This is a genomic window from Chitinophaga sp. CF118, from assembly GCF_900112615.1.
GTDB lineage: Bacteria > Bacteroidota > Bacteroidia > Chitinophagales > Chitinophagaceae > Chitinophaga.
Genome location: NZ_FOMK01000003.1, coordinates 901,135 through 925,122 on the forward strand (window position 1 = coordinate 901,135; position 23,988 = coordinate 925,122).

Here is a 23,988-nt window from a genome sequence, read left to right on the forward strand (position 1 = left end):
AAGTGTTAGAAGGTAACATTCAGTCCCAGTGAAGTAGTTTGTTGCTGGAAGTAATATTGTCCGTTTGAAGATCGTGCTTCAGGATCAATCTTTTCTTTCATATTCGGCGTCCACGTCCACAGGTTTTGTGCAGCAACGTATACACGTAATTGCTGTATTCTCATCCGTCTTATGAGATTTGTAGACAATGAATAGCCCAGTTCTGCACTACGCAGTTTGAGATAGGATGCATCCCTTAACCACCAGGAAGAGAATCTTGTATTATAGTCTTTAGGTTGTGTGGTAGCGCGGGGATATAAAGCATTTGTATTTGCCGGAGTCCAGTGATCATTGTAATAGAGTTCACTCACGGAGCCCTGCTGATCGAAAGGAAATACCAGGTTACCACCCACCGGAAGACTGATCTGTGTAGCCGCCTGTAACAGGAAGTTGAGATCAAATCCCTTCCAGGAAAGGGCAGGAGAGAAGCCAAAAATCATTTGTGGGGTACCGTTAGGCCGGCCAATTACAGTTTGATCATTATCATTAATAATACCATCCGGTTTACCTGATGGTCCGCCCAGATCTGCATATTTCAGATCGCCGGGACGTACAGGGGCATCGGGGATAGAAGCAACGTCTGATTTCACAGAACCATCAGCATTGAAATCTGCAGGGGTAAAATAGCCAAGTGCTTTCAGACCGAATTGCGTACCATATGCACGTCCTGTTTGACGGCGGTTAGGATTATTATAAGTAGCATCTGTTTCAAACACTTGCAGCAGTTTATTCTGTGCGTAAGTGAAGTTGCCGTTCACTTGCAGCTGTAACCCATTGGAGAAAGTATGATTGGTACCCAAACTTATTTCCACTCCGTGGTTGCTCATGATAGCAGCATTCTGTTCGGTAAGTCCCACACCATATTCCGCAGGTACGGTAACGGTAGGAGGAACCAGCATGTTGGAACGTTTTTCGTAGAAATAGTCAGCACCTATTGTAAGTTTACCTTTCCACAAAGAAGCATCTATACCCACATTGGTCTTTTTAGCCCTTTCCCATGTAATAGCAGTATTGGCCTGTAATACTTCACTGATGCCAGCCGTAAGAGCGCCATTCAGCACAGCAGCATTATTATAAATGGAATAGCCTGTCAGATATTGAAAAGGACCGCCAGCCAGGTTGCCGGATTCGCCATAGGAAGCTCTGAGTTTCAGGGCATCTATCCAGGTCACATTATTTTTCATAAAACTTTCGCGGGCCATATTCCAGCCCAGTGAAAATGCAGGGAAGAAACCATATTTACGACCGGGAGCAAAGTAATAATGTCCATCGTATCTGCCAGATACTTCTGCCAGATATTTACCATCATAGTTATAGCTCAAACGATATACATAACCTATTTGTCTTTGTTCTGATGAAGCACCGCCATTGGAAACTTCTCCCTGCGCTGTACCTCCACGGTCCAGTTCATCAATATCTATAGGGTAATTTATTCTGCTGCCGGAAAGGTCCCAGTATTTTTGAGTCCGGGATTCCAGTACTCCCAGGAAAGTAATATCATGTTTACCAAAAGTATTGTGGTAGTTTAAATATCCCTGGTAGGTGAAAGCTTTATTCTGACTGGTACTCAGGCTCAGTGACGGTTTGGACGGACCGATGTAAGTAGGTGTAAAGGTATAGGGAGTAGTAGTAAAGTCTGCACTATATGTGAGAATAGGTGTTTTCCATACTTTAGTGTAGGTATTATAAGGATCATAACTGGCCACACCTTTTATGCTAAGACCTTTTATAAAAGGCAGTTGCTGTTCAATGCTGAAGGTGGTCATAATCTGTGTATTCTCGTTATGAGCATATCCGCTATGAGCAATAGTCCCCACCAGCGAGTTGGTGATATAACTTCCCCATAAACCGTTGGAATAATAGATAGCAGATGTAGGAGGAGTTCTGAATGCCTGGTACATAATACCTCCGCCAGCAGAAGCATAACGGTTATTAGCGTCCCCGCTGCCTGGATCGGAATAACCAGAATAATTCTGATCTTCCACCCAACCACTGAGAGAGATAGATACCTGCGTGTTTTTAGTTGCAGCAACATCCAGGTTCGCAAGTGCATTATATTTTTTCAGGCTGGTAGTAGAGAATTGTCCCTCCTGATTAGTATATCCCAATGCAGCAAAATATTTCACTTTATCCGTACCGCCAGACAGTTGCAGGTTATGATTGGTCAGTAATGAATTGCGCTGAATTACATCCCGGAGCCCCTGACTGTTGGGGTATCTATCACGATCAGCATCAGCAGCACCATCCACTGTTTTTTTGTATCCGGCTATCTGTGCATCTGTAAAAGCAGGACTGAAATTATCATTCCTGTTAGCTTCATTGCTTAACAGCGCATATTGGTAGGAGTTTACCATACGTGGCATTCGTGTAGGATTTTGAAATCCCGCATAACCATTATAAGACAAAACCGGAGCGCCGGATTTTCCTTTTTTAGTAGTAACCAGGATAACACCATTAGCACCTGCCAGACCATAAGGCGCCACAGCAGCAGCATCTTTTAATATGGTAACGCTTTCAATAGTAGCAGGGTCCAGCCGGGAAAAATCCCTGTAAATCCCATCTACCACCAGCAGAGGATTTGCATTACCGATGGTGGAAGTACCTCTGATCCGTATTCTGGAACCATCCAGTCCGGGTTCGCCACTTCCCTGATCTGCAATAAGACCGGGCATACGGCCTACGAGATTATTTGTAAGATTCACTACCGGTTTCTGAGCAAAGTCTTTTCCTTTTACAACAGATACTGCAGAGATACTTGTAGCTTTCAGTTGAGTACCGTAACCCACAACAATCACTTCGTTCAATGCAGTAGAACTTTCTTCCAGTTGTATGTCTATGGATGTTCGTCCGGCCAGAGGCACTTCTTTAGTGATGTAGCCGATAAAGGAGAATATTAAAATACTTTGTTCGTCTGGTACACGAATAGAGAACTTTCCTTCCGCATCTGTATTGGTACCGTTTGCAGCCCCTTTTAACCGGATACTAACACCGGGTAGTTTGTCACCTTTTGGTGAAATAACAGTGCCCGTTACCGTTAGTTCCTGTGATTGTACTTTTTCCGGAGCAGGGGAGGGAGCCGGCACAATGAAAACATAATGATCTTTCTGCTGATAGGTAAGCCCTGTACCGGAAAGCAGGAGATCCAATGTGGAAGCCACTGAACGGGTAGCTACCGGCAGTTGGAGATGTGAAAATTTGTTTATTTCGTTCAGTCTGTAGCCGAAACGAAAATTTGTTTGTTGTTCAATTTCCTTTAATGCTGTTTCCAGGCTTTTGCCGGAAAGACCCAGTGAAACTTTGGTTTGCCGGATATCCTGTGCGTTTGTTTTAGCCGCTATCAGGATATTACAGCAGAATAATAAAATTGCCAGTACTAACGTGGAACATCTCATAATCCAAAGGATTGTTTTGAGCGGGACGGGACGTTCATAAGGAAACGTGGATCCCTTACTTACAAAAAAATGCATAGATTTGTTTGGTTTTAATCGGTTTGAACGCTGTTTTAAAATCCATTTGGTTGCGGGTACTTGCCTGTACCCGTGATCATCCTTAATTATACCGCTGTGGTTGCCTCCGCAGCGGTTTTGTATTACAGTACTTATGTGGAAGCCTTCGTGGTAATGAAGCTCATATCTTTAATTATTTTTTTCTGCTGATAGTAATGACATTCCCCTCTATATTATATCTGAAACCGTTCAGGTGACTGATCATATTCATGACTTCCTGGATGTTCTCTCCATGCAGGAAGGAAAAGGTAAAGCGGGATTTCTTGAGTTCGGGATCAGCAAATACGATCTCTACATTATACCATCTGCCAATGGTAATAGCCGCATCTCCCATCGTCACATTATCGAGTATTAATTCACCTTTTGTCCAGGCCACCATATTGCCCGCAATAGTATCCCTCAATACTACCTGTTTATTTTCCTGATGATATTCCAGGAACTGGTTGGCCACGATCACGCCCAGCGCAGCGTTTCCTTCAGCCACGCTTACTTTACCGTTAACCACTGCCACTGTCAGCAGTTGATTATATGCCTGTATATTAAAAGCTGTACCCAATACTTTAGTGGTAACGCTTCCGGTATGAACCAGGAAGGGTTGTTTATCCCGGTGTGTTACATCAAAATATGCCTCACCCTCCAGGAAGAGCTCGCGGGTGTTGCCCGTAAAACTGGCAGGATAACGGAGTTTACTACCAGCTTTCAGCCACACCATGGAACCGTCTGCCAGTTTCAGTTGTATACGTTGACCAGCAGGAACCGACAGTTCTTTGTAAACAACGGAAGCTGTCCGGGAAGGTGTAAATAAAAGGTAGGCGCTGGTTCCGGTAGACAGCAGTAGTAATATACCAGCAGCATAACCCAGCCAGCGCCTTTTCTTATATATAGGTTGGATGGTAAAACGATCGTTCTCTGTAATCTTCAGATATAATGCATCAGATTCATCCGGACTTAGTTGTTGTGCAGGAGTCAATTCTGCCCACATACGATCTATTGCCGACTGTAAAGCAGGGTTCTCTTCAGCATCCTGCAAGTATTGCATCAGCTCATCGTAATCTTCAGCATTGATGCTATTATTGGCAAGTTCGCCAAGCAGTTGATATATACGTTCTTCATTCACGTGGATAACATTTTAATAAACTCCCTAAAAGAGGGGATATAGTGCAATACACGTGAGGCTACCTGTTCGGGTAGTCAATTTGAAAAAAAATTATTTACTAAGAAAAAGCAGGAGGAGGGGGAAGAGGATTTCGGCCTGGTTAAAGCAGGCACGTAGTGTTTTCAATGCGCCTGTGAGGTGGTATTTTACGGTATGTACGGAGATATTCATGCGGGCAGCAATTTCCTCGTAAGTAAGGCCTTCAAATCTGCTGAGCCGGAAAACCATTTGTTGTTGTACGGGTAATGTATTTAAAATATGGGAAGTAAGGCGTTCAAGATCTGCAGCCAGGATTGCTTCTTCGGTTTCGTTATGTTCCGGGTGCATGGTGAGCCATAGTTTTTTACGGGCAGCCTGGGAGGTAGCTGTTTGTCGTAACATATTGAGAGTTACTCTTCTGGCTATTGTATATAACCAGGGTGCCAGGGGGTATTCACTGTTTAATTGTAAACGGTGTTCCCACAGTCGTAACATGGTTTCCTGCACCACTTCCTTACTTTGTTCCCTGTTTTTAAGGAAATGATAGGCCAGGCCATAAATCTTTTGGCTGTATTGGTCAAATACCTCACGGAATGCAGATTCATCTCCATCGCGCAGACGAATGATCAGATTCCAATCCACAGATTTAATTACACTTTCCACGAACGCGGTAATAATTGATTTAAGAAAAACGAGGTATCTCTTCTTTTAGTTGACAATCTTAGCATCCAAGGTAGGGAATTTAATATCGAAGTTATATCTTTTTTAAGTTGGGGATGCATGGTAACAAAAAAGAGCAATTCTCCCATATTTCAGAAAAAAGATTTTTAAATGAGCGAACGCTCACTTATCTTTGCAACGCATGAGACAGCGAGACGAAAATAAAATACAGGGCATTCGTGAGAAGGCTATTGAAATGATCACCAACGAAGGTTTGGAGAATTTTGGTATCAACAAGCTGGCTAAAGCAGCAGGGGTATCTCCTGCAACTATTTATATTTATTATAAGGATAAAGACGACCTGATTACCCAGATTAGTGTGGATGAAGGTATGAGGATGTGTGCTGCTATTCTGGAAGGTTTTGATCCTGAAATGACATTTGAAGAAGGGCTTTGGATCCAATGGAAAAACAGGGCCAAATATTCATTGAATAACCAGGAGGGAGCTTCTTTTTATGAGCAGCTGCGTAATTCTACTTACCGTGAGAAAATGGTAAAAGCAATTCATGATGAAATGGGCAAGAAGGCAGGGCCTTTTATGAAAAATGCCATAGAACGGGGAGAGATAAACGATATTACTATAGAAGTATTCTGGTCAGTGGCTATAGCCCCACTTTATTCCCTGGTAAGGTTTCACCAGGAAGGGCATTGTTTTAAAGACCGTATTTTTGTTTTTTCCGAGAAGATTATGAAAGAAACATTTGACTATGTTATAAAAGCTCTTAAGAAATAGTTTTTTTTATCTTGATAAGTAAATGAGTGCTCACTTATGCTGGAAAGTATTCTTATATTTAAAACCAATATCACTACGGAAACGGACCTGCTTATTGTAAAAGCCGCATTGGATACCCATCACCAGATTGAGAGGTGGACTATAGATCAGACGGATGTAGACTGTGTATTGCGTGTAATATCCCATCACCTAAGTTATGCAGATGTTAACCGGCTCATTTCCGGGTTGAACTATAACTGCGAAGAACTAACATACTGAAATAGAAATGTCCCTTAAAAACACAAATAGTCAAACCATGAAAAGTGAAAGCTCTTTTTCTTCATACCAGAAACTGATTATTGTCTTACTGGCATTGACACAGTTTTCTGTCATCCTGGATTTTATGATCATGTCACCATTGGGCGACATACTAATGAAATCGATGAGTATCAAACCAAAACAATTCGGATTGGTAGTATCTGCATATGCATTCAGTGCCGGTATTTCAGGATTGCTGACAGCAGGTTTTGCCGATCGTTTTGACCGCAAAAAATTGTTCCTCTTTTTTTACGGAGGTTTTGCCCTGGGCACTTTATCCTGTGGTTTTGCAACCACTTATCCGATGCTGGTAGCTGCCCGTATTATAACAGGTTTATTCGGCGGAGTGATTGGTTCTATTTCTATGGCTATTGTTACGGATCTTTTTTCAATAGAACAACGTGGCCGGGTAATGGGTTTTATGCAAATGGGATTTGGAGCCAGCCAGGTGTTGGGTATTCCCATCGGTCTTTATATGGCCAATTTATGGGGATGGGAATCTCCTTTTTTCATGATAGTAGGAGTGGCAGTCATCTTAATGCTGCTGATCGGGCTCCGGCTGCAACCTATTACAGCACATCTTGCCATACAGCGGGATAAGAGTGCCGTGAGTCATCTCTGGCATACGATCGCCAAAAGAAATTACCGTATTGGATTCGCAACCACAGCCCTGCTTTCTATTGGTGGATTTATGATGATGCCTTTCGGTAGTGCATTTGCTGTCAACAACCTGGGTGTTAAAGAGGACAAATTATTCTTACTGTTTATGGTGACTGGTGTTGGTTCATTACTTGTTATGCCGTTAATAGGCCGGCTGAGCGATAAAATGGACAGGTTCTGGCTGGCAACGATTTCTACCCTGTTTATGATGATAATGGTAGCGATTTATACGCACCTCACTCCTTATCCTTTGTGGATCATTATGGCTTTTAATGTGGTGATGATAGCCTTTATGATGGGCCGTATGGTACCAGCTATGGCATTGATCACCGGTGTGCCTGAAATGGCCGACAGAGGAGCTTTCATGAGTATCAATTCAGCCCTGCAGCAGATTGCTGGTGGTATTGCTGCTGCCGTGGGCGGGATGATCGTTGTACAGAAAGATAAATTCAGTCCGCTGGAACATTACGATATAGTAGGTTGGGTCACCATCGGTGTATCAGTGATCTTCCTTTTAATGTTAAGCCGGGTAAGCGTGATAATAAAAGCAAAACCAGTGAAACCTGTTGTACAGAAAACAGAAGCGATACTCGAAGTATAAATTTCTTCCCCTGAACAGTTTTATTGTTCAGGGGATTTTTATTTTCTTTATTACCCTACAGTCAGGATCTTGGCACAACCTGCATATTTTACTACATTGACTACTGTATTGCTGAGAGGCATTCCCATTTCAATCCCCACAGATACTATCATCGTCATTAAATCTTCCGGTTTCCCTTTATCCAATTTTATCTCAAAGCGCTCTCCTTCACAGGCTTCGCTGGATGGATGCCATTCGCTATATAAAGCGGGAGTACAATCAGAGTCTTTAAAAGATAACTTAGGATAATTGTATTCTGTATCCCCTATAGCCTGCAAAGAAATCACAAACCGGAATAGCGGAGCTTTCCAGGGCAGGAATATGTTTATGTCCGGCAGCAGCTTAGGTACCTGAACAACAGCGCTTCCTGTTTCCCTATCTACAGTGCATTTCAGCGGATGCCTGACCACATTATCAAAAGTATTCTTTTTGTTTAAGCTAAAGCCTTCCAGCATGTCACCATGCTGAGAAAGAAGAATTGCCCGTTGCCCTCTGATGCTTGTCTTATCCTCTTTCTGAATGATGGAACACAGCTCATTGAGCGTGTATGTAAAATTATAATCAGCCAGATGTCTTACATAAATGAGCGCCCACCGGATCTTACTTCCAGCTCTTGCAGAACCTGTGAATTCTGAATTATTTTCCCGGGTACGTACAAACGCAGGAGAGGTTTTTATCTTCTTTTTCGAAGCGCCACCTTTCATGCGAACAATCGTTCCTTCCATATCCCTTCTTTTGTAAGAAGACATATTTCCAACTGGTCCTATAAAGTCTAAACCTCCTTTGAGAATAGCCATTTTGAGTAGTTTTTATTTTGTGGAATAAGATCTGAATCTTTAGTCTAATTTAAATAAAACTCTTAATAAAAACAAATTCTAGTCTTATATAAGCCTTATCTATATAGATATGGCTTATATAAGACTAGAATAAGACTAGGATAAGGCTTATATATGGCTTATATACCTTATAATGTACTACTATCATAGGTTTAAGGCACTTTGTGATTAGCTGGAAAATGGACTAAAAAATACTATGTTGTTAAAATTTCACGTGAAAATTGTTATTATTTATGTTTTGTGTCACTTTCTGAAGAAAAATAATTAAATTGTGTGAAAATATCACGTCATGATTATCCGCTTCATTGTCAAAAATCTGTTTTCCTTTAAAGATTTTACGGAGTTTAATATGTTGCCGGGCAGGTTTAACCGTCTATCTCACCATTTATTTAAAACAGATAAAACTGAATTATTAAAATTGAATGCTATCTATGGTGCAAATGGTGCAGGTAAAAGCAATCTTATAAATGCCCTTGCCATTCTTAAAGATTTTCTTATTGATGGAGAGATGCCTATAGAGTTGATTACAGAAACCTTCAAATTTGACACGGAAAGCAGTACTAAAGATGTATACCTTGGAATAGAGTTTATCAAAGATGATGTTCCATACTATTACGGTTTAACTATTAACCAGGGCATTATTATAGAAGAAGAATTACAAATAAGCGGCCTGGGCAAAAAAGATGATAAAGTACTTTTTAGCCGTACAGATAAAGTTGGTGAAAAGAACTTAGAGATTGTTTTTTCTAAAGAGGTACAAGAAGATAAAGAGGCCGCAATGTATCCCTCATTTTTAAAAAACGAAGTATTAGAAAGGAATAAGCCTGTATTATTTTATATGAAGAACCGGCAGAATAAAGTATTTGCCCATTGTAAAAGCGCATGGGAGTGGTTTGACGCAGAGCTTGAATTAATATCACCTCTTTCCAGACCGGGAGGTATGGCTATAACATTAGAGACTAGTAAAGAATTTCATGAATTTGCTATTGATATAATGAGGTCGTTCAATACTGGCATCCAGGATATTCATGTTGAAACAATTGCTATAGAAGATTATTTTGGAGAAGATAATAAACTGGAGGCTGAGAAAATAACGGCTGATTTACGGGCAAAATCTGATAGGATGAAAGTTGTACGTAGTCAATTCGATGAGATAGTTTTTACGCTGGAAAATAATAACGCTGTAGCGAAAAGAATTTTGTTTTCTCATAGTGAAGATAATGGGAATGTCAGATTTCTGTTTTCTGAAGAATCTGATGGTACCAGAAGATTAATGGAATATTTGCCAGCTCTTTTTAATGCTGTTAATAATTACAGAACATACTTTATTGATGAAATTGAAAGAAGTATCCACCCTTTATTAATAAAGGAATTAATCAAAAAATTTTCTCATGATCCGGAAACAAAAGGACAACTGATTTTCTCCACCCATGAATCAAATTTGCTTGATCAGGATATTTTTCGTCCGGATGAAATATGGTTTGCTGAGAAAAATAAAGAAGGTGCTACTGAATTGTACGCCCTTAGCGAATTTAAAGAGCATCATACTATCGACATTAGAAAAGGATACTTAAATGGCAGGTATGGTGGAATTCCATTTTTGGGTAATTTAAAAGATTTAAACTGGGAGAAGTATGCCGAGACCAATTAAGTTTACCTATGAGAAAAAGGTTGCTTTCAGGGATGCATTCTATTTCATCATTGTTTGTGAAGGCCAAAATAGGGAACCCGATTATTTCAGATTTTTTGATGGTATTTCATCAAGAGTAAAAATTGTTCCTGTAGAGAGTATGGGAGGTAGTGCTCCTAAGCACTTAATCGGCCAGGCAGTAGCTAAAGAAGTAGAATTAGATGCTCGTGCAGAGAGAGACCGGGTATGGTTTGTAATAGATACAGACAGATGGAGAGAACAGCTGCATGAAATCAGGCAGGAATGTTCAACGCGCCCACATTGGCGGGTGGCTCAAAGTAATCCATGTTTTGAAGTATGGTTGTATTTTCATGCCAGAGCACAACTACCGGTTTTGCAAAATATGACTCAGTGCAATAATTGGAAACCTCATTTACCAAAGGTTATACAGGGTGGTTTCAATCCCGATATTCATCCAATAACTATTGAAACTGCGATTACCAATTCAAAAGCCGTTTATGCAGCAAACGGTTATCTACCTGAGCCAGGGAGTACCCAGCTTTGGGAGTTGGGAGAAGAATTGCTTCCTTTAATCCAAAAGGATTTAGATACATTAAAAGGTAGCTTTCCTGTACCGAAGGCAATTGCGTAAAACCTGATTATTTTATTATGTAGGATTAAATTTTTTGGTAACCCAATTTAAGTTTACATGAATCATTTTGAAATTGATAAGCATCGTTAAGGTAATGTAATTTTCATGTTAACTATTTGAATATTAATCAATAATAACATGAAAATGTTACGCGGGATATATTAAAGATCAATAGATTTGCGTCTTGAATTTAATGAGTTTACCTTTTGGGAGCTCATGTTAGATTGTCTGTATTGTAGTAAAATTCACAACACCCCATGTTGAGAGATCATCTTCTATTTGCAACACGTAATTTTTCGGAATACGCTTATTGATTTACCACTATTATAAATGGAGGTATCAAAGTAATTAAACATACAAACTGAGTTTTAATAATGAGAAAGTATTTGTATTTCATTTTATCCCTGACAGTGTCTATTTCTTCCTGTAGTAAAAATGAGCGATCCGACCTTGATGTTCCACCTGAACCTGGAAAAAATACTCCAGATTCAGCTACCATAGTGATTATAGGATCTTCTACTGCTGCCGGGGTAGGGGCTACTCCTTCAGATTCTGCATGGGTTAACAGGTTGCGGCTTGCAACTATCGAGAATAAAAAAGTCCTGACCTATGTTAATCTGGCAGTAGCGGGTTATACTACTTATCAGGGAATGCCAAATGGATATATGAAAAATGATAGACCCGCTACTGATACAGCTAAGAATATTACCAAAGCGTTGTCATATCATCCTTCATTGGTAATGATTACCTACCCCACTAATGATGTGGCAAATAACTATACAGATGATGAGATCATGGATAATTATAAGGAAATGGTGCATTTATTGGATTCTGCAAAAGTGAATTATATCCTTTTCGGTACCCAACCTCGTAATTTCGCAGAGACTCCGCGTAGAGAACGGCTTAAAACGCTGAACGGCAGGATAAGAAGTGCTTATACAGATCATTGCAACGATAATTTTGATGCATTGGATACCACTGATCTGAATATCAAGCCCACGTTAAGTTATGGTGATGGAGTGCACTTAAATAATACAGGACATTATATCATTGTTCAATCTGTATTAGCTCATCCTGTATTCCAGAATATTATTAAACAAAACTGATGTAGCCAGGTACACTTAGGCAAGGTTATTTTAGATAACCTTGATGACGACCTTACCTTTTGCACGTCCACTCTCGACATAGGTCAATGCCTCTTCTGTTTTCTCGAATGGAAAGATCTTATCGATAACGGGATTTATGATACCTGAATCAATAAGAGCAGTGATCTTGCTTAACTGGTAACCTTCCGCCCGCATAAAAAGGAAAGAATAGTCTACATGCTGGCGTTTTGCTTTCTTGCGTGTGCCAAAGCTCAGAAGCCCCATGACCATTTTCAGCGGCCAGCCCAGTCGCATTTCTTCTGTAAAAGCAGGGTCCGGAGGACCGGATATCGATATAAGCTTTCCACCTGGTTTTAGCACCCGGAGAGATTTTTCGAGTGTCTTGGCATCCTGGCTGTTCAGCACTACATCATAATCATGCAGAATGGTTTCAAAATCTTCTTTTTTATAATCAATCACGATATCTGCGCCAAGTGCTTTCACCCATTCTACGTTTGCCGTACTGGTTGTAGTTGCAACAGTAGCGCCAAGATATTTGGCCAATTGAATGGCAATGGTTCCTACACCGCCAGAACCTGCCTGGATGAAAACTTTTTGCCCTTTTTTCAGGTCTGCTTTTTCAACAAGCGCCTGCCAGGCCGTTAGGGCCACAAGAGGGATAGATGCCGCTTCTTCCATGGTAAGCCTTTTAGGTTTAAGCGCCACATCGGCTTCATTCATTGCAATCAGCCCGGCAAAAGTACCGATGCGATGATCTGCTGGTCGTGCATACACTTCATCGCCCACTTTAAAGTGGCTGACTTTAGCACCTATTTTTGTGATCACACCCGCTACATCATGTCCTAATACAAAGGGCGTTTTGTAAGGTAGAATAAGTTTAAACTCGCCATTTTTTATTTTTGAATCCAATAAGTTCACACTGGCGGAATATACCTGAACCAATACGTCATTTTCCTTTATAACCGGTTCCGCGATTTCACGCAGATGCAATTTCTCTTTCTTGCCGTAGCGATCTACAATAAATGCTTTCATTTTAATAGGTTTTAGAACTTTACACCATTCACTCTTTTCAAAATAGAATTTTCAAAAACACTATATGCAAAACGTTGTAGCGTAAGAATAACAGATGAACCTTTGCCTACAGGAGAGTTGAATTTCGGATCTTCTTCATTCACAATTTTCAGCACAGTATTTACAACTGGCTCAGGCCCGGCTGCTTTATCAAACTCCTCTTTTGTGAACGCAGCAATTTTTTCCCGGAATGTATCATAATCATTAATTCCCCCATTTGAGGCAACTGCATTTTCTCCAATGCTGGTTTTGAACCCCATGGGCTCAACCATGCTTACTTTGATGTTAAATTGATTCAATTCAAATCGCAGTGATTTAAAATATCCTTCCAGGGCATGTTTAGACGCGGAGTAATAAGCAACATTCGGAAGCCCGATTAAACCAAGAAAAGAACCAATTGTAATTATTTTGCCGTGCTTTTGTTTTCTGAAATAAGGCAACAACTCATTTGTGAGTTTAACAGTTCCCCAAAAGTTTGTTTCCAATTGCTGTTTTCCTAATTCAACAGAAGTTTCTTCGGCAAGCCCTGTTACCAAATACCCTGCATTATTTATCAACACATCTAACTGGTTGATTTCACTGAACAGTTGGCTGGCAAAAGATGAGATTGAATTATCATCAGCAATATCTAATGCTAATAATTTAAAAGGCAGTTTAGCTTTATATTTATCCGGATTGCGGCTGGTACCAATCACATGGTAACCGCTTTTGTGAAGCTTGTTGGCAATAAGGAGGCCAAAGCCTGAAGAAGCCCCTGTCACTAAAATTGTTTGTTTCATTTTGTGTTGTTTTGTAACTTCACTTGCATTTTACAAGTGCAAATATAGTACTTACTTGCAAAATGCAAGTGTTTTTAAAGTATTTTTTATGTCTAAAGCAAAAAAGAGGTCGGACTGTCCGGTTAGTTGTTCCCTTGATATATGGGGAGATAAATGGTCGCTATTGATTATCAGGGACTTAATGTTCGCAAAAGAGTGCACTTATGGCGACTTTTTAAAGTCAGCAGAAGGAATAGCTACTAATATTTTAGCCGCCAGGTTACTGGTGCTGGAAGAAAATAAGATTATTGAGAAATTAGCGCACCCGGATAGTAAAGCCAAAGTGTTATATAAGTTAACCCGAAAAGGGATTGACTTACTTCCCGTAATGATTGAAATAAATCTATGGGCTGAAAAATATTTTTCTATACCGGAAGATAGAAAAGCGCTGTTGAAAGAGGTGAAAAAGGATAAGGCCGGATTTATTAAAGCAACGACTAAAGAATTGGAGAGTTGATTTAATATTTGTAGTCATGAACCAGGAATTTGGTGAGGGATTATTATAGAATCTTATCTTTATTACATGAAACCCGTTTTCCCTGCAATTTATTCTACCCTTTGCCCTATAGCGTTATCCTCGCTGGTATCGGAAAAATACGAAATAAGAAATGTTCAATGCAAATTCCTGGTTCGGGGAGTAGGCGATACTTATTTGGTTGAATCATCCGAAGACCGTTTTATACTTCGGGTTTACCGTTCTTCTCATCGAAGTCTGCCACATATAAAAGAGGAAGTGGAGTTGCTTTTGGCGTTGAAGCTGGTTGATGTATCCGTATCTTATCCTATTCCAGATATTTCCGGGCAAGTTATTCAGAAGCTTGAAGCGGTTGAAGGGGAAAGGCATGCGGTGCTATTTAGCTATGCCCCTGGTCATACCGTAAGGGTACTGAATGAAAACCAGCTTCGCGTGTTTGGCCGTGAAATGGCGCGCTTTCATAATGTATCGTCAGCAATAAAACTGGGAGAAGAAAGGTGGAATTTTGATCTTGAAACAACCCTTTTCAGTCCCTTGAAAATGTTGAAACCCGCCTTTGCAGAAGATCCTGAAGGGTATGCCTGGCTGCAGCATACAGCGAAACAGGTAGAGGAAAAGTTGTCGGTACTAAACACCTCCGGATTCTCAAAAGGTTATTGCCATTTTGACTTCCTCCCCAAAAACTTTCATTTTGAAGGCGACTCGGTTACTTTTTTTGACTTTGACTTTATGGGTTACGGTTGGTTAGTGAATGATATAATGTCCTTTTGGCAACACCTTACCCTGGATGTATATACCGGCAGGATGACGCAGAAAGCTGCCAATGACGCCTATACTATTTTTCTGGATGGTTATCGTGAATGCCGTTCTGTAAGTGAACAGGAATTGGCAGTAGTGCCTTATCTCTCCCTGGGATTCTGGCTTTTCTATATGGGCTTTCATACTACCCACGACCAATTCTATGCCTTTATCCAACCTTCACACTTAAAAGTGATTACTGGATTGTTAAGGCATATGGTAGAAACTTACTGGAATACCCATTTGTCCGGAATCGGACAGTAATCGTTCATGCCAGAACAGATGCCGGATGCCCCAAATGCGCACTGGGCCTATTATGTATTGAATGTTTAGTATGCATAGCAACTTTATTGGAGTAACAGCGTCCTTTATCTATATAACCCACTGAATTATGCTTAAAAACTATTTCAAGATCGCATGGCGAAACCTGATACGTAACCGGATTTTTTCCGGTATCAACATTATAGGACTGGCTATTGGATTAGCTTGTTCTCTAATGCTGACATTGTATGTAAAAGATGAATTGAGTTATGACCGCTATCATGCTAATGCCGACAGGATCTATCGGGTATCCCGCACTTTTTTATCCAAGGATGGAACTGTATCATTACGGCTGGGGCATGTAGCTCCACCATTCGGTCCGCTTATCCGTGAGGACTTTCGTGAAGTAGAGCAGGTGGTTCGTATGCTTCAAACCGGTGCATTGGTGCGTTATGGCGATCTCCTTTTCGAGGAGGAAGATTTGTTTGCTGCCGAGCAAAACCTTTTCAAGGTTTTTAGTTTTAAGGTTCTACAAGGGAATAAGGATAAAGCGTTGGAAAACCCATTCTCCATTATGTTTTCAAGGACTATGGCTGAGAAATATTTCGGGAAAGAGAATCCTATGGGGAAAACCGTACGTTTGGACAATCAACTGGATTATACGGTAACGGGTGTTTTTGAACCTCTGCCCACTCAATCCAGCTTCCATCCGAATTTTCTGATATCCTTTTCATCATTAAATGATGATAGGGTTTATGGAGCTCAAAGGCTCAGGAGCGACTGGGGTAACAATTCTTTTTCCACGTTCCTTTTGCTTCCACCTCATTACAATCCTCAAAAACTGATCAACGCTTTTCCGGCTTTTCAGAATAAGCATATTGAAGCGAATGCTTCTAAATATTCGGTTTTGAACCTTATGAAGCTTCCCGATATCCATCTTTACTCTCATCTTGATTCTGAAATAGAGGCAAACGGAGATATTCAATATGTTTACTTCTTTTCGATCATAGGCATTTTTATTCTGGCTATTGCCTGCATCAACTACATGAACCTGGCCACAGCCCAGTCGGACAAAAGGGCGAAAGAGGTAAGTATGCGAAAAGTTGCAGGAGCCATGCGCAGCCAGTTGATCAGACAGTTTTTAAGTGAATCCTTTCTGATCATTTTAATTGCCATGCTAATGGCTGTTATTATGGTGGTACTGTGCCTCCCGCTTTTAAATAATTTATCTCAAAAAGAGTTGACAATAAGAGATATCATAAGTCCTGGTTTTATTGCTGCACTGCTTGGAATCTCTTTATTTACCGGAATGCTGGCCGGGAGTTATCCTGCTTTTTTCCTGACCTCCTTTCAGCCAATTGGTGTTTTAAAAGGCAGAATGGGCTCTGCTGTAAAAAAGACAAGGATAAGGCAGGTCCTGGTGATCATGCAGTTTGCCATTGCAGTGGCACTTATCATTAGCACCACTGTGGTCCACAATCAAATGAAGCATATACGGAATTTCAAGCTGGGGTATTCTAAAGAACAGATACTGGTACTTCCTGCTATTAGCGACTCCCTGGCCTATGAGTCTTTCAAGCAGCAAATCAAACAAAGTAGCAGTATTGTGGAAGTAACACATTCTTCCCGTATTCCTTCAGGTCGATTGTTGGATTCCTGGAGTGCCTATATCACGAAGGGAGGCGCCATGACTCCAACAGATATTACTATTAAATCCTTAACGGTAGATGAGGATTTTATTACTACTTACAAGATAGAAATGGCTGCCGGAAGAAATTTTTCACGGAATTATCCTACTGACAAAACAGAAGGGTTTATACTGAATGAAACGGCAACGCGCCTTCTTGGATGGAAAGATCCGAATGATGCTGTTGGCAACCGCTTTGGATATGGAGATATCCGCGGTCAGATTATTGGCGTGGTCAAGGATTATCATTTTGAGTCACTGCACCAGGAAGTAGCTCCTATGGTAATGTTGATGAACGCAGGTAACCTTCGCCGGTTATCTGTACGTATAACCGGGCGCGATATAAAGGGTACATTGGATCACATAGAATCAGCCTGGGAAAGCCGTTTCCCCGACAGGCCATTCAAATATGAGTTTCTGGACCAGCGTTTTGAGAAGCTTTATTCCACTGAACAAACGCAGCAGTTATTATTCAATATTTTTTCAGGCGTAGCTATATTTATTTCTTGTCTGGGCTTACTAGGATTATCCATATTCATAGCTGAACTCCGTATTAAAGAAATAGGTATACGGAAAGTATTGGGGGCTTCTGTTTATAATCTTGTGGTGTTATTATCAGGTGATTTTTTAAAGCTTGTTCTGATCGCTATCCTTATCGCATCTCCCATAGCCTGGTATGTTATGAATAAATGGCTGGACCACTTTGCGTACAGGATAGCGCTACAATGGTGGATGTTTGGCCTGGCAGGAATACTGGCAGTGGTAATAGCTTTACTGACCATAAGTTTCCAATCAGTGAAAGCAGCGCTGATGAACCCGGTGAGATCATTGAGGTCCGAATGAGTTGTGTAATGTGAAATTTAACCGGAACATTGTACGATTATGAACAAAGCAAGTCCCGATATTGGACAAGTAAAATATCTGTTTCTATATAAATGATTAGTTATCAATTGTATTCAAATCTGGCATATATAATGGAGCGTTAGTCGAAATAATTTTAAACGCCTGGGCATGCTCAAAAATTACTTAAGAACAACGTTTCGCGCATTTCGAAAGGCTTCAATCTACGGGTTACTGAATATTGGCGGTCTCGCTCTGGGCATCGCCTGTGCAGCTTTGATCTTTTTGTGGGTGGAAGATGAATTGACATTTGATCACCAGTATCCAAAACATAACGAGCTCTATTCCATCCGGATGAATATAGGCTATTCAGGGGGTAAGATCGAAAGTTATGAATCTGTTCCAGGTCCAATGTCCAATGCCATCCGGGGAACTGTACCAGGAGTCGTCAATACTTCCCGTCTCGGGTTTGGCTGGGAGCTTTTTGCCTTTAACGAAAAGGCTATTTATGAAAATGGCTTGTATGTAGACACAAGCTTTTTCTCCATGATGCAGTTGCCTTTTATATATGGTAATGCTGCTGCTTTTAACCATCCACATACTCTGGTGCTTTCGGAAAAGATGGCCCTGAAATTCTTTGGTGAAGCTAACCCGGTCGGTAAAACGCTGCGGGTAAATAATCACGAAGATTTTGAGATAATAGGAGTGGTGAAAGATCCTCCGCAGAATGTTTCTCTTCGGTTTAACTGGCTTGCGCCAGTAGACAATTTTCTGGCAAAGAATACATGGCTGCAGTATTGGGGAACCTATGGCATTGCTACCCTGGTGGAGTTAAATCCGGAAGGTGATGTAAACCGGGTTAATAAGCAACTGACAGCTATTCTCCGGCCGAAAGCCCCCTTATATGCCCAGGCGGACTGCCAGCTCTGGTCGATGAATGACTGGCATCTTCGTAACAACTATACAAATGGCAGGCAGAATGGCGGCCAAATCAGGTATGTAAGGCTATTCTCCGCTATTGCCTGGATCATCCTGATAATTGCCTGTATTAACTTTATGAATATGGCAACTGCCAGGGCCGGGCAGCGCGCACGTGAGATTGGTGTGAGAAAGGCCCTCGGTGCGCTTAGGCATGCACTGATTGGTCAGTTTTTGATCGAGACCCTGATCATGTCCTTTATAGCCGTGTTAGTGGCAATCGTGCTGGTATATGCCTTACTACCTGGTTTCAATATTTTGTTTGATAAACAATTACTCTTTAATATTTTAGCTCCCTCTCATCTTTTAGGCTTGCTGGCCATCGGTATCTTCTGTGGTTTGATAGCAGGCAGTTATCCGGCCTTTTATCTATCTTCCTTCCACCCAATGAAGGTGCTGAAGTCACGACAGATAGGCCTGGATTCCGGGGCAGGGCTCATCCGCAAAGGGCTGGTGGTAACGCAATTCACTATTTCCGTTATTCTGATCATTTGTACTGTTATCATTTACCAACAGATCCAACATATAAAAGATCGTGACCTGGGATATAAAAGACAAAATCTGGTGTATACCAACCTCACCGGAGAACTGGCGGAACATTTTAACGCCATCCGGGCGGAACTCCTGCAGACCGGTGCTGTAGAAGATGCAGCGCTGAGCAAAAGTCCTCCTCTGCAAATGTGGGTTACAACAACCACCAGCGAGCTTACCTGGGAGGGGAGCGATCCGGACAATAAAATAAAGATCAATAGTGAAGGAACGTCTCCCGAATATCTTTCTACAATGGGGCTGCAACTGAAGGAGGGGAGAAATTTCTATGCTGATATTAAATCGGACAGTGGTGATGTTATCATTAATGAAAGCATGGCATCTCTAATGGGTAAAGCCGGCCGGGTAGGAGGCCTACTTACATACGATAAAAAATATAGGTATCGGGTAGTCGGGATTGTTAAGGATTTTCTGTTCAACAATATGTATGGATCCGTTGCCCCTCTTATGTTGTTCTGCGAGCCCATAAATAATGAAAATTATCAGGTGCTCAACATCCGGTTAAAACCAGGTAATGATTTATCGGCCGATCTTGCTAAAGTGGAAGCCGTTATCAAAGCCAATAATCCGGGTTATCCTTTCGAGTATCGATTTGTGGATGAGCAGTTCGATCAGTTGTTCCGTATGGAATCCCGTATCGGGAAACTGGCAGGCGTATTCGCCGCGCTGGCCATCTTTATCTCTTGCCTGGGATTATTTGGCCTTGCCGCCTTTACTGCCGAGCGCCGGACAAAAGAAATAGGGATACGCAAAGTTTTAGGCGCTTCTGTATCCAGTTTGGCTACACTGCTGTCAATGGAGTTTTTGCAATTGGTATCGCTCTCCTGTCTGATTGCTTTTCCCCTGAGCTGGTGGATTATGAATAGTTGGTTGGCAGATTTTGCCTATCATACTGCTATTCATTGGTGGGTGTTTTGCATGGCTGGAATTGCAGCGATATTGATCGCCTTGCTGACGGTGAGTTTCCAGGCAATTAAGGCTGCCCTTTTGAATCCGGTTAAAACCTTGAGATCTGAATGATGTGTGAGATTAATTGTTATTAGCGGCATGGGATGTGAATAAATGGGAAAAGATGCGATTTGTCGCATCTTTTCCCATTTATAACCGTATGTAAAACCCGAAGGTATAAACGATTATCTTGCTTTTTTATCAACAAGTTTACCCATTTCTTTACCGGCTTTAGCATATGCTTCGCCTATACGCATACCAGCATCAAACTGTCCTTTTCCACCTTTCACTTCATCCATCAGGATCTTACATAACACCTTCTTCATGTTAGCCGGATCATAAATAGAGATTTCAAGGTTCACTATTGCAGCGCCGGAAGAGATACCTACGTTATAACCTGGTTCAATAAACTTGGTTTCTACAACCATAGTATATTTAGCAGTTACATCTTCACCTACTTTAAATTCACTGTATTTGGAGAACAGTTCAATAAATTTGGGTTCGTAACGCTTTTTCCTGTCACCCAGCCAGCTTTGTTCCCATTCGTCGCCTTTACCGGGTTCTTTCGCTTCCTTTTCAGCTTTTTTCTTTTTGATGTAGTTAGCTTCCTTTCCTTCTTTACCAACAGTAAGCTTGTCGTATACGAAGGTAATGTTGATGCTGGAGTCGCCTTTTAAAAATGCGAGGTCTCCTTTAACGATGTCCTGTGCCTTCAACTGGCCTGCAATTGCTACCAGGAGCAATGCGAATGCTGCGATTTTTTTCATGATGTTTGGGTAAGGGTTGTATTGTCCGGGGACAAATATAAGGTTTAAGGGGATAATTTGCTGGCAGATGATAGATCTATTTTATAACGTATGAGAATCCGATTATTTTAAATGGCTCCTGTATTGCTAATGCTTAGTCGGGAGGGGCGTAGTTGTTAGTCTTGAATTGACTGAAGTACTTTGTGCCGGGGGCTATAAAAATGGAAAACCAGCAGGGCAATAACCATGATTAGCAAATAGCTAATCCATCCATTCCGTTCTACTGCATTCTCGAAACCCTGCTCCGTAATACCATGCAGGATTCCCGTTTCTTTTTTAAAACCCAGGCACCATTGCCCAAAATTCCATGCAGCATGAAGTCCTATTGGTAGAGCAATGCCGTTAGTCTTTAGTGCTGCAAGTCCAAATAATAAGGCTCCTGTTCCTGCACCGAGAAATGCATCCATCCACCTCATGCCGCCAGCAACATGTTCCAAAGAGAATATGACAAGAATAATAAGTTGTGCCGGCCATAATCCTAAACTGTTATTCAAGGTAAATAGAGGATATCCGCGAAATGCAAGTTCTTCACGAATGGCGGCCAAGATATAAAGTGTCAAATAAAAAATTATCGTGTAAGCGTTAATGGAAGGGGAGAGAATAATTTTATAATGCCCGGATAATAATACAAATGCAGGCTGAAGCAAAGTCATTAATATACCTATTCCGAAACCAATAGCCAGCTTCCTGAATGTCATATTGTTAGCAACTACTCCGACACTCTTCAATGGACGTTTATCCCATTTCGTAAATAATATTGTCAAACCAAAAGTAATGCCGATTGTGATGATAAGTAGTAAATGCTGGTTCCAGTCAGAGGGCAAATCCTTTACTGAACCTGAGGTTATGGTGAGAATGAGGGCACAAATAGCGCAAAATAATAGAACCCTGAGGATTGTTGATTTACGGTTTGGCATTTCGGAAGATCTGTTTAATTGTGGTTTGGTTGGTGTAGTAGGGGGCTAAAAATACATAAAAGTATTTAGGAATGGGGAGTTTCAATTTTTGTTATGCTGGATGTCCTACCGGTTCTGCCCAAAGTTCTACAACATCCACCATAAGAAGGATTGAAACATCACACCATCTCCAATAGCTTCCACTTCTTTTAATCTTCCAGAACAACATCCAGTACAATTAGGATCTAAATGAAACATGCTCTATCCATAACTAAAAAAACTCCGACTAGACATTCCTCCCCACGTTATGGAATCTGTATATCCCCCGAATTACTTACAAACGCAATTTTCTTACTATCAGGCGACCATGAAGGCGTATTAATAGTAGCCTGCCCTCCATATACATAAGCCATTACTATTGGTTTTCCTCCGGCGGCAGGCATTAACCGCAAATATACCTGTTTGTAGAAGGGGTGATCATCCGGCGCAACATCCTTTGAAAAAGAAATAAAAACGATCCATTTACCATCTGGTGATACATGTGGGAACCAGTTATTATATTCATCAGCAGTGAGCTGTTCTGGCTCACTGCCATCTGCGTGCATACGCCAGAGTTGCATAGTGCCGGAGCGGGTGGAGTTAAAGTAAATGTATTTTCCATCCGGACTGTACTCAGAACCATCATCTAATCCGGCGGTATTAGTTAGTTGTACTTCTTTTCCTCCGCTGGCAGGTATTCTGTAAATGTCAAAATCATTATTCCTTCTGGCGGTGTACAGCAGGTATTTACCATCCGGTGACCAGCCATGCAGATAAGAAGGAGTTAATGGTGTAATCTGTTTGGGAGTTCCTCCGGTAACCGGAACTGTATATACGAAAGAACCATCCTGTGTATCACTAACGGTGCCGCTAAGCCCCAGCATTTTGCCATTAAAGGAAAGTACATGATCATTATTATTATCCTTTACAGCGCCGGTGTTGATTACTACAGGAGTTTTTTTGCCAAAATCCAAACGATATAGCAGGCCTTTGGAGTTGTAGATGAGACTTTTATTATCGGTTGTCCAGTTGGGGGCCTGTAAAGACGCTTTGCTGGAGTAAACAATCTGCCTGTACCCGTTGCTTAGGTTAAGCACTTCAATATGACTGCCAATGTAATCCTTGTAAGGAACAAAGTTTTCTTTTGCCGGTACAATAATACGCACATTATTATACCTTACTTTTTCCACTACATTGTTATTATGAGAGCAGATGAACAGACCAACATATACTTCATCTTCCAGGTTTATATCAGTTATCTGTACCACTGTATAAGGCTCTCCGGAATGTGCTACAGACATAATATACTTATTTCCTTTCCGTTCCAGTTGTACGACATCAGGTGCTTTTATAGCAGACTGGATTTCTTCCATATCCGCATGTGCTGTTTTGCGGTATTGTAAAGAGGTGAGCCCATCACCATGTACTGCAGCAGCAACAGTCGCTGAGCTGCTATCAAGACTGGTACGCACCATCCATCCAAATTTCCGGTGCAGCTCTGTACCTTTTCCAAGTAATTCTCCACGGGCCTGTAAAATGAAATCGCCTTTCATCTTTTTCCAGACAAAATGAAGTCCATCGTTTCCAAACCAGATATTATTACCCGTGCCAGATAGTTCATATATCTGCGTGGCAGCATCATAGGTAGCATTGCCTTTGTGCAATACAGCCCCTACATCGGTACTTCTATCAAATACCCCGATAGTTTGTGATATAGCTGGATTGCCAGCTGTTATAAGCATGGCACAAGTGACAGTTTTGAGGATGTTCATGATGATTGAAATTGGGAGGTGTAGCTAAAGATAATACCGCTTTTTATAATGTGCAATACCTTTTTTATTAAAATGACGAACGGTATCAGCATTCCT

Annotated in this window: 19 protein-coding genes; 10 read left to right on the forward strand and 9 right to left on the reverse strand. The window is 41.2% G+C overall.

Annotation, left to right across the window (positions count from 1 at the left end; all coding sequences use genetic code 11):
- Nucleotides 1-5: 5 nt before the first annotated feature.
- The 3 genes from BM176_RS15895 to BM176_RS15905 all read right to left on the reverse strand — a co-directional run bounded on the left by BM176_RS15895 (nt 6) and on the right by BM176_RS15905 (nt 5,343).
- Entirely contained in the window at nt 6-3,431 is a 3,426-nt protein-coding gene (locus BM176_RS15895; protein WP_177230424.1) for a SusC/RagA family TonB-linked outer membrane protein, read from the reverse strand.
- A gap of 247 nt (nt 3,432-3,678) precedes the next feature.
- Nucleotides 3,679-4,662: a FecR family protein gene (locus tag BM176_RS15900; RefSeq protein WP_090104693.1), complete on the reverse strand. Its 984-nt coding sequence runs from the start codon at nt 4,660-4,662 to the stop codon at nt 3,679-3,681.
- Nucleotides 4,663-4,752: 90 nt separating this feature from the next.
- A complete protein-coding gene (locus BM176_RS15905; protein WP_218162216.1) occupies nt 4,753-5,343 on the reverse strand; it encodes an RNA polymerase sigma factor in 591 nt (196 codons plus the stop codon).
- A 199-nt stretch (nt 5,344-5,542) separates the two neighbouring features.
- On the opposite strand from BM176_RS15905, the gene BM176_RS15910 reads away from it, so the two are divergent.
- From BM176_RS15910 to BM176_RS15920, 3 genes are read left to right on the forward strand one after another with little or no spacing between them, the layout of a single operon-like run.
- The gene (locus BM176_RS15910) at nt 5,543-6,133 is read left to right on the forward strand and encodes a TetR/AcrR family transcriptional regulator (protein ID WP_090104695.1); all 591 of its coding nucleotides are present in this window, start codon (nt 5,543-5,545) and stop codon (nt 6,131-6,133) included.
- Between the two features lie 36 nt (nt 6,134-6,169).
- Complete coding sequence (locus BM176_RS15915; protein WP_090104697.1) at nt 6,170-6,391, forward strand: hypothetical protein; 222 nt, start codon at nt 6,170-6,172, stop codon at nt 6,389-6,391.
- Between the two features lie 37 nt (nt 6,392-6,428).
- Nucleotides 6,429-7,691: an MFS transporter gene (locus BM176_RS15920; RefSeq protein ID WP_090104699.1), complete on the forward strand. Its 1,263-nt coding sequence runs from the start codon at nt 6,429-6,431 to the stop codon at nt 7,689-7,691.
- A 50-nt stretch (nt 7,692-7,741) separates the two neighbouring features.
- On the opposite strand, the gene BM176_RS15925 is transcribed toward BM176_RS15920, so the two are convergent.
- The gene (locus BM176_RS15925) at nt 7,742-8,527 is read right to left on the reverse strand and encodes a hypothetical protein (protein WP_143097828.1); all 786 of its coding nucleotides are present in this window, start codon (nt 8,525-8,527) and stop codon (nt 7,742-7,744) included.
- A gap of 328 nt (nt 8,528-8,855) precedes the next feature.
- On the opposite strand from BM176_RS15925, the gene BM176_RS15930 reads away from it, so the two are divergent.
- From BM176_RS15930 to BM176_RS15940, 3 genes are all read left to right on the forward strand, one after another.
- Complete coding sequence (locus BM176_RS15930) at nt 8,856-10,217, forward strand: AAA family ATPase (protein ID WP_090104703.1); 1,362 nt, start codon at nt 8,856-8,858, stop codon at nt 10,215-10,217.
- Entirely contained in the window at nt 10,201-10,848 is a 648-nt protein-coding gene (locus tag BM176_RS15935; protein WP_090104705.1) for an RloB family protein, read from the forward strand. The genes BM176_RS15930 and BM176_RS15935 overlap by 17 nt, the downstream gene beginning before the upstream one ends.
- A 374-nt stretch (nt 10,849-11,222) precedes the next feature.
- The gene (locus tag BM176_RS15940; RefSeq protein ID WP_090104707.1) at nt 11,223-11,954 is read left to right on the forward strand and encodes an SGNH/GDSL hydrolase family protein; all 732 of its coding nucleotides are present in this window, start codon (nt 11,223-11,225) and stop codon (nt 11,952-11,954) included.
- A gap of 30 nt (nt 11,955-11,984) precedes the next feature.
- Here the strand turns inward: BM176_RS15940 and BM176_RS15945 are convergent, their stop codons facing one another.
- Nucleotides 11,985-12,986 carry an NADP-dependent oxidoreductase gene (locus BM176_RS15945; RefSeq protein WP_090104709.1) on the reverse strand — a complete coding sequence of 334 codons (1,002 nt, stop codon included), beginning with the start codon at nt 12,984-12,986 and terminating at the stop codon, nt 11,985-11,987.
- A gap of 11 nt (nt 12,987-12,997) precedes the next feature.
- The gene (locus tag BM176_RS15950; RefSeq protein WP_090104712.1) at nt 12,998-13,804 is read right to left on the reverse strand and encodes an SDR family NAD(P)-dependent oxidoreductase; all 807 of its coding nucleotides are present in this window, start codon (nt 13,802-13,804) and stop codon (nt 12,998-13,000) included.
- Between the two features lie 88 nt (nt 13,805-13,892).
- Here BM176_RS15950 and BM176_RS15955 point away from each other — a divergent pair, with 88 nt between their 5' ends.
- The 4 genes from BM176_RS15955 to BM176_RS15970 all read left to right on the forward strand — a co-directional run bounded on the left by BM176_RS15955 (nt 13,893) and on the right by BM176_RS15970 (nt 20,451).
- Nucleotides 13,893-14,300 (forward strand): winged helix-turn-helix transcriptional regulator, encoded by a 408-nt coding sequence (locus BM176_RS15955; protein WP_090104959.1) that lies wholly within the window; start codon nt 13,893-13,895, stop codon nt 14,298-14,300.
- A gap of 66 nt (nt 14,301-14,366) precedes the next feature.
- Complete coding sequence (locus BM176_RS15960) at nt 14,367-15,380, forward strand: phosphotransferase enzyme family protein (protein WP_090104714.1); 1,014 nt, start codon at nt 14,367-14,369, stop codon at nt 15,378-15,380.
- Between the two features lie 127 nt (nt 15,381-15,507).
- Nucleotides 15,508-17,907 (forward strand): ABC transporter permease, encoded by a 2,400-nt coding sequence (locus BM176_RS15965; RefSeq protein ID WP_090104715.1) that lies wholly within the window; start codon nt 15,508-15,510, stop codon nt 17,905-17,907.
- 168 nt (nt 17,908-18,075) lie between these two features.
- A complete protein-coding gene (locus BM176_RS15970; protein ID WP_090104717.1) occupies nt 18,076-20,451 on the forward strand; it encodes an ABC transporter permease in 2,376 nt (791 codons plus the stop codon).
- 113 nt (nt 20,452-20,564) lie between these two features.
- Here BM176_RS15970 and BM176_RS15975 read toward each other — a convergent pair whose 3' ends face one another.
- The 3 genes from BM176_RS15975 to BM176_RS15985 all read right to left on the reverse strand — a co-directional run bounded on the left by BM176_RS15975 (nt 20,565) and on the right by BM176_RS15985 (nt 23,892).
- A complete protein-coding gene (locus tag BM176_RS15975; protein ID WP_090104719.1) occupies nt 20,565-21,146 on the reverse strand; it encodes a hypothetical protein in 582 nt (193 codons plus the stop codon).
- Between the two features lie 155 nt (nt 21,147-21,301).
- Entirely contained in the window at nt 21,302-22,102 is an 801-nt protein-coding gene (locus tag BM176_RS15980; protein ID WP_090104721.1) for a CPBP family intramembrane glutamic endopeptidase, read from the reverse strand.
- Between the two features lie 284 nt (nt 22,103-22,386).
- The gene (locus tag BM176_RS15985; RefSeq protein ID WP_090104723.1) at nt 22,387-23,892 is read right to left on the reverse strand and encodes a TolB family protein; all 1,506 of its coding nucleotides are present in this window, start codon (nt 23,890-23,892) and stop codon (nt 22,387-22,389) included.
- Nucleotides 23,893-23,988 lie beyond the last annotated feature (96 nt).